The organism is Campylobacter australis (assembly GCF_050586305.1).
Classification (GTDB): Bacteria; Campylobacterota; Campylobacteria; order Campylobacterales; family Campylobacteraceae; genus Campylobacter_A.
In genome coordinates this window covers 361,990-375,868 of record NZ_JAXUAA010000002.1, presented here as the reverse complement: position 1 = coordinate 375,868, position 13,879 = coordinate 361,990, and the positions used below count along the sequence as shown (strand labels likewise).

Here is a 13,879-nt window from a genome sequence, read left to right as displayed (position 1 = left end):
ATAGTTTGGGAATTATTGCAAGCGATAAAAATTTTTTATCGAGGACTGCATTTGAGTTAGAAAATGGAAAAATAGTCGCTGGAATGCAAGACTATGATGATAGAATTTTAACAAAACACAGGCTAAATCACGCCACAGTAAATCCAAAAACCATTGCCATAGGTTCATCTAGAACGATGCTTGTAACTAAAAATATGTTTTCTGAGAAATTTATTCCTTTTAAAAATTATGCAGTTTCTGGTGCTTCGATTGAAGATTATATGGCAATTACCCAAATTTATCTAGATAAATTTAACAAATTCCCTGAAAATATCATAATCGGAGTTGATCCTTGGATTTTTAACTTTTATAATGGACAGACTAGATTTGTCTCTATTTATGATGAGTATCAAAAGATGTTGGAAAAATTAGCCATAAAAAGTAAAGATAATAAAAATAAAATATTTAAAAATTTTTTATATCTCTTTTCGCTTGAATATGCAATTAAAAACTATAATAATATGGATTTAAATTTTTATATTTCAAACACTATACAAATCGATGATTTTGTAATAGATACCGATGGAGCTAGGTATAACAAAATAAGATCTTTAAATCCCAAAAAGGTTAAACATGAGGCAGTTGCATACACCAAAGGCGGTGTTTATAGCTTGGAAAATTTTAAAAATATTAATAAAGAAGTATTTGAAAAATTTATAATATTTTTGCAAGAAAATGGCACAAATGTCTATATTTATCTTCCGCCATATCACCCTTATGTTTATGATTTTTTATCTCAAAATGCAAAATATAAGATTATAAATGATATTGAAAAATATCTGATTGAATTTGCTAAAGATAAAAACATTAAGCTTTTTGGATCGTATAATCCGCATATTTTAAATCTTGACGACTCTTATTTTATAGATGGAATGCACCCTTTGCAAGAGGCTTATTTTAAAATTTTTACAGATTTATTTAATTAAATTTATCATAATAAAAACAAAATTTAGCTAATATCTCACAAAAATTTAAAGGCAAAATTTTGCAAAGATACCCAACAAAACAGATTAAAATCAGAGATGTAAAGATCGGCGGCGATGCTCCGATATCCGTGCAGTCAATGACATTTTCAAAGACAAAGGATGTAAAAGGCACATTAGAGCAGATAAATCGGCTCTATTTTGCTGGTTGTGACATCGTGCGTTGTGCGGTTTTTGATAAAGAAGACACGATCGCACTTCGCGAAGTGGTTGATCAAAGTCCGCTACCAGTCGTGGCTGATATTCACTTTAATCACAACTATGCTTTGATCGTGAGCGAATTTGTCGATGCGATCCGTATAAATCCTGGCAATATCGGCTCGGCAAAGCACATCAAAGCGGTCGTTGATGCGTGTAAGCAGCGAAATTTACCGATACGAATCGGCGTAAATTCTGGCTCACTTGAAAAGCAGTTTGAAGATAAGTATGGTCGCAGTGTCGAAGCTATGGTGCAAAGTGCGCTGTATAATATAAAACTGCTTGAAGATTTTGATTTTACAGACATTAAAATTTCGCTTAAATCAAGCGATGTCGAGCGGACTATGGCGGCATATAGGGCACTTCGTCCGCTGGTTCATTATCCGTTTCACCTTGGCGTAACTGAGGCTGGAACGACATTTCACGCGACCATAAAGTCAGCCATAGCACTTGGCGGACTTTTGATGGAAGGTATTGGCGATACGATGCGGGTTAGTATAACTGGAGAGCTTGAAGAGGAGATTAAAGTAGCAAAAGCGATCCTAAAAGATAGCGGTCGTCAGCGTGAGGGGCTAAATATCATCTCGTGTCCGACCTGTGGGAGGCTGCAAGCGGATTTGATGGCGGCTGTAAAGCTAGTTGAAGAAAAAACAAAGCACATCAAAGAGCCATTAAATGTGAGCATAATGGGCTGTGTGGTAAATGCGATTGGCGAGGCAAAGGGTGCTGATGTAGCGATAGCCTTTGGGCGTGGTGATGGGCTTATAATGCGTCACGGCGAGGTTGTAGCAAAGCTAAAAGAAGCCGAGCTAGTCGATCGCTTTTTGGCTGAGATTGATGATGAGATAAAATCAAGAGCGTGAGTTTAAATCGCTTTGAAATTTTAAGAAATTTGGCTTGGTTTTAGAGCTAAATTTAGCTGTATTAGGCAAAATATAAAACAAGCAAAGGCGGCAAAGTAAGGCAAATTTAAGCCGCCAAAACAAAAGGAAAAATATGGCAAAAGCAAAATTTGAAAACATAGACATGCACAATCTTTATGACCTTGATATGGAGCGAGCCATCTTAAGCTCTGTGTTGCTAAACAACGATGCACTGGGAGAAATTTTTGATATTATCCGAGCAGATGACTTTTATCTAAAGGGCCATGCTGATATTTTTGCTGCGATGATTGAGTGTTTAAATGCAGATCAGCCAATGGCTGTGGCATTTTTAAAAAATAAATTAGGAGATAAATTTGATGATAATTTGATGTCGGAGATATATGGTACAAGTCCTATCATTGACATCGAAAAGTACGCTACTGAACTTAAAGAAAAGTCGATCAAAAGAGGTATAGTAAAGGTTGCGCAGTCTATGCCAGCCACTGTAAATGAAGATAAGCCAAGCCGTGATATGGTTGATGAGATAAGCGCAAAAATTTACTCATTAGTTGATGGAGAAAAAAAGGGTGCGATCAAGCAAAGTCCACAAATCGTTGAAGATCTTATAGAGTATATAAAAAAGCAAGCTGAGCTTGAAGGGCAAGCAGTTGTTGGACTTAGTACTGGTTTTCGCAGTTTAAATGAAAAGACAAATGGCTTTAAGCGTGGTGATTTAGTCATTGTCGCAGCTCGTCCGGGTATGGGAAAAACCACGCTTTGTTTAAATTTTATAAATCAAGTCCTAAAAGAGAACTTGGGTGTTGTCTTTTTTTCGCTTGAGATGCCTGCTGAGCAGATCATGATGCGCATGCTTTCTGCTAAGACATCTATCCCATTGCAAAATATCATTAGCGCAAATATGAGCGACGAGGAGCTTTCAAGGCTAAATTCTGCCTGCGAGGAGATGGCTAGCAAGAAGCTTTTTGTGCATGATAGTGGATATGTAAATATCCATCAAGTCCGCACACAGATGCGAAAACTAAAGGCAGCACATCCTGAAATTTCACTTTGTGTGATTGATTATATTGGTCTTATGATGAGTACAAGTAACTTTAATGAGCGACATCTGCAGATAGCTGAAATTTCGCGTGGATTAAAGCTTTTGGCAAGAGAGCTTGACATGCCTATCATAGCACTTTCTCAGTTGAACAGAGGGCTTGAAAATAGGGCAAACAAACGACCTATGTTAAGTGACTTGCGCGAGTCAGGTGCGATAGAACAAGATGCGGATATGATACTTTTTGTTTATCGTGAAGAGGTTTATCGAGAGCAAGAAGAACGCGAAAAAGAGCAGCAGGCAAAGGCTGATGGCAAGGAGTATAAGAGTAGTTTTGAGCGTAATAAGATTGAGGAGAAAGCAGAGATTATCATTGGCAAGAACCGAAATGGCGAGCCAGGGCATGTTGATGTGGTCTTTCAGTCAAGATTTACTCGGTTCGTAGATCCTGTTAGCCAGCCCATAGCTGAGGTTGCATTTCAAGGATAGTGAAGCTTTTTTATACTTGGGGTGAGCGCGGTTGGTGCTATTTTATCTTGCTTATGGTTTTTGGTGTAAATTTAGCCTACGAGTTTACAAGATACCATGAGTTTATGAGTGAGAGCGAGCGTGAAATTTTAGCAAAAGTGGTGCATGTTAGCGAGCGTGAAAAGAATGGCTTTAAATATACAGTCCTAAGACTAGAGCATGAAAAATTTATTATTTTTACCACTTCAAGATCTTTAAAATTTAAACAAAATGATGATATAAGCGCCACCATCCATACGCTAGATATCAGTTTTACTGACTTTTTACGACAAAGATTTTTTGCACCCACAAGCAACTTACAATTTGTTAAAAATGAAGAAGGTAAGAGCTTGAGGGCTAAAATTTTAGCAAATATCGCCGCACAACACAAAAGTATCAAAATCACAGAGCTTTACTCCGCACTTTTTATGGCGGCACCAATTTCACAAGAGCTCCGTGATGATGTAATGAGACTTGGAGTTAGTCATCTAGTTGCTATCAGTGGTTATCACTTGGGTGTTATAATGGCATTTTTCTTTGTGCTTTTAACGCCTGTTTTTCGTTTTGCTTATGCTAAAATTTGTCCGTGGCGAAACTATAAATTTGATATTTTCTTACTTGCTTTTTGTTTTTGCGCTATCTATTTTTTGCTTATAGGTTTTGTTCCTAGTTTTTTGCGTGCGTTTTTTATGGCTCTTTTTGGATTTTTTCTTTTGGTTAGAGGTGTGAGAGTTGTTGATTATGAGATGTTGTTGTTATGTGTTTGCGTTTTAGTTGCAGTGTTTTTGGGGTTACTTTTTAATATCGGTTTTTATCTTTCTGTAGCTGGCGTATTTTATATATTTTTGTATTGTAGATATTTTGGTGATAAATTTGGACTTTTAGCACACTCCTTTTGGCTAAATTTATATCTTTTTTGTGCGATGCAAGTATGCGTGCTTTACTTTTTTCAGATACTTGCGCCCACTCAAGTTTTAGTCATACCTGTAAGTTATATTTTTAGCATTTTTTATCCAGTAAGTTTTATTTTGCATATTTTTGGTTTTGGTGGTTTATTTGATGTTTGGCTTGAAAAATTTTTAAATTTAACCGCTACCACAAGCCAGATAAAGATAGAATTATGGCAGTTTTTGCTTTATAATGTTATCAGTTTATCGGCTATAAAGTCAAGGGCGTTAATGATTTTTGTAGGAATGATTGGAGTCTTTATTTTTGTTGTTTTTCAAATTTAGACGGGCAAAAGACCCGCCTTTTATCTCTCTTCATCTAGTAAATTTTCATAGTGTGCGTCGTAGTTATTGATATGAGAGCTATCAAGTTTATAAAAAACCGTATCTATGTCGCGTACCCTAGTGTAAAACGGTAGCTGGTAATACTCAACTTCGCCAGTTTGAAACTCTTTTATAACCTTAAAGCTTTGGCAATCAGCAAATACACTGCGTCCATCCATAGCGATAAATATAAGTCCAGCTGCACTTTGTGAGCACATCTTTCTAAAGTCATCACGGCTTGGGTTCGGCTTGTATTCATAGCTTAGATAAGCACCGACGATGTCTGGGTGGATAAATGTAGTTCCCCTAAACGCACTTGTAACTTCGTCATAAATTTCTTTATTTGGCACGATGATGACTGAGCGATGATAAAGGTAGTTTAGTATGACTGTATCGTTTGTTTGTGGTGCTACGCCGGGTATAGGAAGGGCTCTTTGCTCTAGCGTGTCAAACACTTCAAAGCGAATTTTTGCAAAACCACCACCTTTTGATATGACACTTGTGCGAGCTATAATAGAGCTTGTATTTTGGCTAAAAGTATGCACTACAACGCCACTAGAACCAACAACTATATCAGGACTATCTATAATGGTTGCAACATCATTTTCGTCTATGCTAATAATGGGCGTTTTATACTCACGCATCGAGAAATCTAGTGAAAAAGCAAGGCTTGAAATAAGCGTAAGAAGCAAGAAAATTCTTTTCAAATTTATCTCCTGTAAAATTTTTGCTCAGATTATAGCCTAAAAAAGCTTTATTTTTTGCAAAACCAAGTATTATTTTTAATATAAAAAGTATTAGTTTAACTTGATATATAAAAATATAAGTAATTTTTTTGTAAAATACTGCATAAAATTTTCAAAAAGGCTGCTGATGCTTCGAATTTTGCTGGTTTTTTCGATATTATTTATCAATTTATATGCGTTAAAACCAAGCGTTAGCGAAGAAAGCTGGGAAAGTGGCGTATCTTTACTGCGTTTTTTTGAAAAAAACTCCATCCCCGTTTCACTTTTTTACTCACTCCCACAAGAGGATAAAGAATTAGCCGCTGAGATTGTGGCAGGTACTAAATACCAGATACTACACAGAAAAAATGGTGAAGTTTCACAAATTTTAATACCCGTAAGTGATGAGCTTCAAATTCATATTTTTAGGGATAGTGAGGATATATTTAGGCTTGAGTTCGTGCCAATAGCTTATCAAAGCGAGGATAGGGTAGATGTTGTAGAGATAACTCGCTCAGTAACTCAAGATATACATGAAAGTACTGGCTCTATCGGGCTTGCCTTTGCTTTTAGAGATGCTTTTAAGAGCGAAAAAAATATAAATTTTAATAAAGTACAAAAAGGCGATAAGGCTGTTATAGTTTATTCACAAAAGATACGCATGGGTCGAGTTTTCGGTACTCCTGAGATACATTCAGCATCATTTGAGACCGGTGGTAAAAGCTATAAAGTTTATAAATATGAGAATAAATTTTATGATAAAAACGGCAAGCAAAGCGATAAATTTTTTCTAACCAGACCTATCTCAAATGCTCGTATAACATCTGGTTTTACGCTAAAACGCTATCATCCTGTATTAAGACGCTATAGAGCACATCTTGGAGTTGATTACGGTGCTCCGCGTGGTACGCCTATACGCTCGGCTGGAGATGGAGTAGTAAAATTTGTTGGAAACAAAAATGGCTATGGCAAGACCTTAATCATCTCTCATACAGGTGGCTATGAGACACTTTATGCTCATTTAAATGGTTTTGCAAAGGGAATTTCTGTTGGCAAAAAGGTAAAGCAGGGCACTCATGTAGCTTTTGTCGGTAGTACTGGTATGAGCACAGGTCCGCACTTGCATTTTGGTCTTTATATAAATAACAAGCCGATAAACCCTGAAAGCATGCTAAAAGTTGTAAAACCAGCTATGGACAAGAAAGAGACTGCGGTATTTAAGGGCATAGTTGATAAAAATGATGTTTTAATAAAAAAAGCCGTTGATAGTGGTAAGATTTTGCAAAAGATAGAAACTTTTCCAGATGTAGTTAAGGTTGAATTTTAAGGATAAAAATGGTCGAATTAAACGAAGCAAAAGAGCTTATACAAACGCACATTGATAATGAGGACCAGGCTATTTTGACCCCTTATGAGCTAGCTCAGCATCTAAAAACTATTAAAGCGCATGATGAGGAGCTGTTTGCCGACTTTCTAGCTCGTCTTGATCCAGAAAGTCTTGGCGATGTAGCGATAGAACTTCCTGAACATATGCTAAAGGATGTCATCGAGACCGTGCCTAGCGAAAAGATGGTTCAGGCATTAGAAGAGTTAGAAAGTGACGATGCTACTGAGCTTTTAAAATATATTGAAGATATTGACGAAGAGAAGGCAAAAGAGCTTTTTGATAGTCTTGATGAAGATGATCAAAGCGAAATTTTACGCCTTAGAAGCTACGATGACGATGAAGCTGGCGCATATATGCAAACGGAGCTTTTTTGGGCTACTGGAGATGAGATTACTGGTGATGCGGTGGCTAGGCTTAGAGAGCTTAAGAGTGAAGGTGAGCTTGAAAATGTCTCCCAGCTTTTTATCATAGATAAGGATAAAATTTTAAAATTTGCCGTTGCTCTTGAAGAGCTTATACTATTTGACTTTGCAAAAAGCCTTGATGAAAACATCCAAAAATACGATGATGTCGATAAATTTAAGCCACACACGGCATTTGACAGTGACTATATCCAAGATGTTGTAGGTGTTGTTGAGGATTACGATCTAAATGTTATACCAGTTATTGACAGCAAGGGTGTCTTACTTGGTCGTATCACGGCAGATGATATCCATGACTTTATTCAAGAGAGTGCCACCGAGCAGATGTATAACTTGGCTGGTGTCAGTGATGAGGCAGAAGAGGAAGATACCCTTGTAAAGGCTGGCAAGGCAAGAGCATTTTGGTTGCTGATAAATTTAGGCACGGCTATCATTAGCTCATTTATTGTTGGGCTTTTTGATGAGGCGATAGCAAGCTATGTGGCACTCGCCATCTTAATGCCAATAGTCGCATCCATGGGTGGAAATACTGGAACACAGGCTCTTGCGGTTACGGTGCGTCGTATAAGCCTTGGAGAGATAGAATTTAAAGACGCAAAACATGTTTTAAAGCGAGAAGTAAGTATATCGCTTACAAATGGCATTATCTTTGGCGTTGTTATGGGACTAGTTGCTTGGGCTTGGTTTGGAGCTTGGCTTCTTGGAGGGGTTATTGCCTTAAGTATGCTTATAAATTTATGTCTAGCGGGTTTTTTTGGTACCATCATACCACTTACACTAAAACGCCTTGACATCGATCCTGCAGTAGGCTCTTCTGTGGTGCTTACAACCTTTACTGATAGTATCGGATTTTTTTGTTTTCTAGGACTTGCAAAATGGATACTACTATAACCGACCTTGAAATTTTACCCCTTGATAATCCAAAATTTCTAAAACCATTTTTGATGCGCTTTAAGCAAAATGGTATAAAGCGTAGCTGGGAGTGTGCAAAAGCTATGAACAGTGTTTCTACGCTGCTTTATCACACTCAAAAAGATGCGTTTTTATTTGTTAAACAGTTTCGCCCAGCGGTTTGGCTGGCTCAGCAAGATGAGGGGTTAAAATTTAATGAAAGTGGCTATACCTATGAGCTTTGCGCTGGATTAAAAGATAAGGGCTTAAGTGATGAGCGCACGGCTTATGAGGAGGTCATCGAAGAGTGTGGCTATGCGCCAAAACATATTGAGCGTATAACCACTACTTATGGTGGTTTTGGCTTTAGCGGACATATGCAAACGATGTTTTATGCAAGTATAGATGAGAGTATGCGAGTAGGCGAGGGTGGCGGTGTTGATGATGAGAGTATTGAGCTAATCTTTGTACCTAGGCAAAGTATGCAGAAGTTTATCTTTGATGAAAGCAAACCAAAGGGCTTTGGGCTGCTTTTTGCGTATTATTGGTGGAATGATAAATTTAGCCCGATTGATTAAAATTTAGGTGACTTTATGCAACATTTTTCACAAACGATGGTAGTTTTTGTAGTTGTAGTCGCGCTTTGCTTGCTTATAGATATTTTCTCTCATAAAAAAGATGAGGCTATAAGTCTAAAAAATGCTTCACTCTTTTCGCTGTTTTGGCTTAGCGTGTCGCTTTGTTTTGCTGGATATTTATATGTTGTTGAAGGGCGAGAATTTGCAAGTCTTTTTCTGGCAGGATACGCACTTGAAGAGGCTTTGTCGATAGATAATCTTTTTGTAATCATGGCTATATTTAAATGGTTTAATATACCTGAAAAATACCGCCACAGAGTTCTTTACTATGGTGTTTTGGGTGCGATATTTTTCCGACTTGTTTTCGTCTTTATCGGAACATCTTTGCTCTTGCTTAGTCATTGGGTTGAGGTTGTTTTTGCTGTTATCATAGCTTATACAGCGGTCTTGATGTTAAAAAATGATGAGAACCAAAAGAGCGAGGACTACTCTGAGCACATTGCTTATAGGACTGTTCATAAATTTTTTCCAGTGTATCCAAGGCTTGTTGGGCATAAATTTTTTATCACACGCAAGTATCTTACAGAGGTTTTAAGCGATAGTGTAGCTAAAAAAGGTGCGTTTATAGCTACTCCATTATTTTTAGCTCTTTGTGTAGTTGAGCTAACTGATGTAATGTTTGCTTTTGATAGCGTTCCAGCAGTCATTGCCATATCAAAAGAGCCGCTTATAGTTTATTCTGCTATGATGTTTGCTGTTCTTGGACTAAGATCGCTATATTTTGTGCTTGAGGCGCTTAAAAACTATCTAGTTCATCTTGAAAAAGCTGTTATAGTTCTTTTATTTTTTATCGCATTTAAGTTATTTATGAGTGCGATGAGTCATATTTTTGGATTTGGATTTGAAATTTCAGCAGGTGCTAGCCTTAGCATCGTGCTTGGAGTGCTTTCTTGTGGAATTTTGGTTAGTCTTATATTTAAGCCAAAGGAGTAAGTGAGCTAAGACTCACTACTCGTTGTTTTGTCTTTTTATTAAATAAAATTTTCCACGACCGCTCTTTTTAGCTTTGTAAAGTGCATCGTCAGCCCTTTGAAGTAACATATCAAATGAGCCGTGAAATGGCTTACCTTTGGCTATGCCAACACTCATCGAAAGTCCTTGAAATTTAGGCTCTTTGTTACATTCTTGGCTAAATTTGTCTATTAGTTTTTGTATGCGTTTAGGTATATTTTTTATATCAGACTTATCAGTAAATACACAGATAAACTCATCGCCACCCATTCTTACATTTAGTGCGTCTGGGAAAAGCTCTTGTATTAGTTTTGCAGCAAGTACAAGCACTTCATCTCCAGCATGGTGACCGTATGTGTCGTTTATTTGTTTAAAATAATCAAGATCGATACAAGCTATGCTCATATAAGAGGTTTGAAGCTTGCTTAAGAAAAGGTCAAGCTGGTTGCGATTAGCAAGTCCTGTGAGTTGGTCGTAGTGAGCTAGGCGCTCGATCCGTTGTAAGTATTCAAATTCTTTTGTAACATCGCGCGCAACACCAACTGTCCCAATAATCGTATCACCATCAAATATCGGTGTTTTATATGTTTTTAACTTACATAAATTGCCATCTGCCTTCATGACCTCTTCGTCAAAAAGTACTGTTTTTCTAGCTGCGATGACATCATCTTCGGTTTGCACGCAAACATAATCAGTTTGCTCATATACTTCTTTTGGTATATCCCAGATGTAGTAGTGATCTTTGCCTTTGATGTCCGATTTTGTTTTATTGACAGCGGTACAAAATGAGTCATTAACTTCTAGGTGAAGACCGTAGTAGCTTTTAAACCATATCATATCAGGTAGTGTGTTTATAGTTGCTTGAAACCATGTAGAGGTTTGCCATGCCTCTTTGCGTTCATAGATTAAAGATAGGGTTTTTTCAAAGCGAAATTTATCAAGCTCTAGTGAGCCTGAGAGCCAAACATCATCAGCTATGGCTAAAATTTCAGATGAAATTTCATCTGCATTATTTGCATAAACTATAAAAATGTCATCTTTGCTTATTCGCTCTTTTATCGTTTTTGATGAAATTTTGCTTTTAGTATGGGCGATAATTAGATACTGATGGGTATCAGGCGCTGGACTTGCGATCTCATTTGCGCTTTTTATGCTTTGAAATTTGTGCTCAAACTTTGGCATTAAAGCACATTTTTGCCAAGATACAAGCCTATCTTTAGGCATATCAGCTAGACATATATTTAGTAAAACTTTATACAAGAAGCTACCTTTTAAGATATTTTGATTATCATGTCATACTAAAATGAATATAAATTTTTGCTTTTAATTTTAGCAAAGGCTTTAGTAAAGCCTTTGCTTTGTTATCTTAATTAAATAATCCCTTTAAAAGCTCCTTGACGGCATCTTTTTGTGTATTTTGTCCGCCTTGATTGCTGTCGTTGTCAAACTGCTTATCTAAAAACCTACCAATTTCTTTTGAAATTTTATTCTTTATGTATTCTGAGCTAACAGTGTATTTTGGTTCTTTTGTTGTGCCTGTGATGTTGATTTTGGCATCTGTTTTTTCATAGCGAAAATCAAGCGGAATATTTATAGCCGAAGTTGCGGTATTTAGCATGGCTTTGGTGGTGTTTATATCGCTTCTTTGTGCTTGCATCTGTGCATCAAATGTGATAAGAGTCTTTGCTATATTTCCACGAACAAGACCATCTTTGTAAATTTCGCTTGTTATATCTCGTTGTGTTAGTGTTTTTATAGCCTTTGTAAAGTCGTTTGCAACGAGCTTGCCCTCTTTTATAGTTATGTCAAAGTCACCATTTTCATTTTTGGTGCTGTAGTTTAGCTTTGCACTTCCTATGCCTGAGTAAAAATGTGAGTAGCCAAGTAGGTCGCTAAGACCTTTAAAGTCAAAGCTGTCTAAATTTGCCTTTAGTTTTTCATCCTTAAATATTACATTAAGCTTGCCATTTGCAATATTTTGCGAGCTTACTTTTGCACTTAAATTTTCTCCGTTTTTTTGAACTTGTGCCACAAGCTCAAGACTTCCAAAAAGTGGGGTTTGTGTAAGAAATTTAAGCTTGTTTAGTTCACTTATAGTCGCGTTTAGGGAAGCATTTGCATTGTTGCTATTTAAGTCGTAGCTTCCTTTGATGTTTGTTAGGTTTGCTAGTGAGCTTAGGAGTTCGCCACTAAAATTTGCCACACTTTTTTGGATGTTTGTATCTATTTTGCCATTAAAGTTAATATCTTTTGGTATAGGTTTTTCAAGAATTTTACTGGCTTGAGCTTCGTAAATTTCGCCATTTTTTAGCTCTATTGTAGCGGTTCCGTTTAGATTTTTCATATCAAGAGAGTCTAGTTTTGTATTTAGATTTATGCTTGCGTTTGCAAGTGGTTGCTGGCCAACTAGCAAAAATAGGTCTTTTAAGTTTAAATTTGCTAGTTCTGCGATAAGTTTTTGCTCTATCATCTCAGCCTTTACATCTCCGCCAAGCGCCTTTCCATCAAGCCTTAGAGTGCTTAAGGTATTATCTTTTATGTTTGTTTGTGCTTTTAAATTTACTGCTCTGCTAAGCTTTGCGCCTACTATACTTTCAAATTTAGCTAAATCGCTTACATCAAGTAAGAACTCAGCATTACCGCCTTTGTTTTCGATATTATAACTGCCGTTTAAGTTTTTTATATTTAGCAAAGAGCTAAGCAAATTTGCGCTAAAATTTGCCACTGAGTTTTTAACATCAGCATTTATATCAAGCCCAAAATTTACCCCGCTTGGCATACTTATTCCAAGCTCTTTAAAGCCATTTTGATTGAGCTTGCCGGTGTCAGTTTTGAGATAAATTTTGCCAGCCATATTTTTGTTATCATTTATATTATCTATGCTTGCAACTCCGTTTATGTTGGCGCTAGCAAGGGCTGGTTGGGCGGCTAGCTTTAGTATCTCATCAAGTTTTATGGCATTTATCTTTGCGTTTAGTGTTGTGTCATTTAGGTTGGCTTGGATATTGCCGCCAAGACCATTTATGATGGCATTTAGCAGTGTTAGTTTATTGTCTTTGGTGGCTATATCAGCTTTTACAGTAAGTGAGCCTGATAGCTTTTGCTTTATGATAGGCTCAAGTTTTGCAAGGTCTGCAATGTCTATATTTAGATCTGTTTTTAGCTCTTTTGTTGCGATATTATAGTGTGTGTGGCTTGTATTTGCATTCGCTATGGGTGTTGAAATCTGAGTTAGCGTGGTTACTTCATTACCATTTATATTAGCTTTTGAGTTTGCCAAGATAGTGAAATTTGCTGGTAGTGTTATATTAAAATCTCTTTGAAAAAGCGCATTATTTGTTTTTGCGTTAGATAGCGTTATGGTTGCGTTTCCATCAGGCTTTGAGTTATTTTCTTTGATATCGGCAAGCACATCAACAGATCCACTAAGGTATTGAGGTTGTTTGGCTAGGGCTAAAATTTCAGATATACTAAATTTTCTTGCATCTAGTGTAAGCGTGAGTGGTTTATAGTCTTTAATGTTTGCTAAAAAGCTAAGGTGTGAGCCTAGAATTTCTCCGGCTCCATTTGTGTCAAAGTCGCTAAATTTGCCACGAATTTGACCCTTTATGCCGATAGGTTTTGTTAGGCTTAGACCAGCTGTTTTTAGATCGTTTGCGCTTATTGTATAGTTTAGATCCATTTTTTGGCTAAAAAGTGAGAATTTTCCGCCAGTTTGAACTAAAATTTCATCATTTATCGTAGCTATAAGATTTAACTCGCTTAAATTTAGCTGGAATTTTGCAAATTTTACATCAAAACCACTTTTTTCTTTTATGGTTTTTTCAACATAGCTTATTAAAAATGAGTTACCAAAGCTGGTAAAAAGTGTAAGATATATCGCGCATATAATCACTGCGAAAAATGCGAGAATATAGGTTAAAATTTTCATATTGTTATCCTTTAAA

General features: G+C 36.7%; 11 protein-coding genes. 8 read left to right on the top strand and 3 right to left on the bottom strand.

All coding sequences use genetic code 11. The features are described 5' to 3' along the window. Positions 1–5: 5 nt before the first annotated feature. From U5B17_RS04830 to U5B17_RS04815, 4 genes are all read left to right on the top strand, one after another. A complete protein-coding gene (locus U5B17_RS04830) occupies positions 6–965 on the top strand; it encodes a hypothetical protein (protein ID WP_430804233.1) in 960 nt (319 codons plus the stop codon). 59 nt (positions 966–1,024) lie between these two features. Then, the gene (ispG, locus tag U5B17_RS04825) at positions 1,025–2,083 is read left to right on the top strand and encodes a flavodoxin-dependent (E)-4-hydroxy-3-methylbut-2-enyl-diphosphate synthase (protein ID WP_430804232.1); all 1,059 of its coding nucleotides are present in this window, start codon (positions 1,025–1,027) and stop codon (positions 2,081–2,083) included. A 133-nt stretch (positions 2,084–2,216) separates the two neighbouring features. Next, positions 2,217–3,629, top strand: a complete 1,413-nt coding sequence (locus tag U5B17_RS04820; protein ID WP_430804231.1) for a replicative DNA helicase — start codon at positions 2,217–2,219, stop codon at positions 3,627–3,629. Beyond that, positions 3,629–4,879: a ComEC/Rec2 family competence protein gene (locus U5B17_RS04815; RefSeq protein ID WP_430804230.1), complete on the top strand. Its 1,251-nt coding sequence runs from the start codon at positions 3,629–3,631 to the stop codon at positions 4,877–4,879. Before U5B17_RS04820 ends, U5B17_RS04815 begins: the two co-directional genes overlap by 1 nt. Before the next feature lie 20 nt (positions 4,880–4,899). Here U5B17_RS04815 and U5B17_RS04810 read toward each other — a convergent pair whose 3' ends face one another. Further along, positions 4,900–5,625 carry a plasminogen-binding N-terminal domain-containing protein gene (locus U5B17_RS04810; RefSeq protein ID WP_430804229.1) on the bottom strand — a complete coding sequence of 242 codons (726 nt, stop codon included), beginning with the start codon at positions 5,623–5,625 and terminating at the stop codon, positions 4,900–4,902. Positions 5,626–5,791: 166 nt separating this feature from the next. On the opposite strand from U5B17_RS04810, the gene U5B17_RS04805 reads away from it, so the two are divergent. From U5B17_RS04805 to U5B17_RS04790, 4 genes are read left to right on the top strand one after another with little or no spacing between them, the layout of a single operon-like run. Then, complete coding sequence (locus U5B17_RS04805; RefSeq protein WP_430804228.1) at positions 5,792–6,970, top strand: peptidoglycan DD-metalloendopeptidase family protein; 1,179 nt, start codon at positions 5,792–5,794, stop codon at positions 6,968–6,970. 8 nt (positions 6,971–6,978) lie between these two features. After that, positions 6,979–8,343 carry a magnesium transporter gene (mgtE, locus tag U5B17_RS04800; RefSeq protein ID WP_430804227.1) on the top strand — a complete coding sequence of 455 codons (1,365 nt, stop codon included), beginning with the start codon at positions 6,979–6,981 and terminating at the stop codon, positions 8,341–8,343. Further along, the gene (locus tag U5B17_RS04795) at positions 8,328–8,921 is read left to right on the top strand and encodes an NUDIX hydrolase (RefSeq protein WP_430804226.1); all 594 of its coding nucleotides are present in this window, start codon (positions 8,328–8,330) and stop codon (positions 8,919–8,921) included. Before mgtE ends, U5B17_RS04795 begins: the two co-directional genes overlap by 16 nt. Before the next feature lie 15 nt (positions 8,922–8,936). Beyond that, entirely contained in the window at positions 8,937–9,914 is a 978-nt protein-coding gene (locus U5B17_RS04790; protein WP_430804225.1) for a TerC/Alx family metal homeostasis membrane protein, read from the top strand. 15 nt (positions 9,915–9,929) lie between these two features. Here the strand turns inward: U5B17_RS04790 and U5B17_RS04785 are convergent, their stop codons facing one another. Together U5B17_RS04785 and U5B17_RS04780 are read right to left on the bottom strand one after the other, a co-directional pair. Beyond that, positions 9,930–11,192, bottom strand: a complete 1,263-nt coding sequence (locus U5B17_RS04785; protein WP_430804224.1) for a sensor domain-containing diguanylate cyclase — start codon at positions 11,190–11,192, stop codon at positions 9,930–9,932. 106 nt (positions 11,193–11,298) lie between these two features. Further along, positions 11,299–13,863, bottom strand: a complete 2,565-nt coding sequence (locus tag U5B17_RS04780; protein ID WP_430804223.1) for a translocation/assembly module TamB domain-containing protein — start codon at positions 13,861–13,863, stop codon at positions 11,299–11,301. Positions 13,864–13,879: the final 16 nt, after the last annotated feature.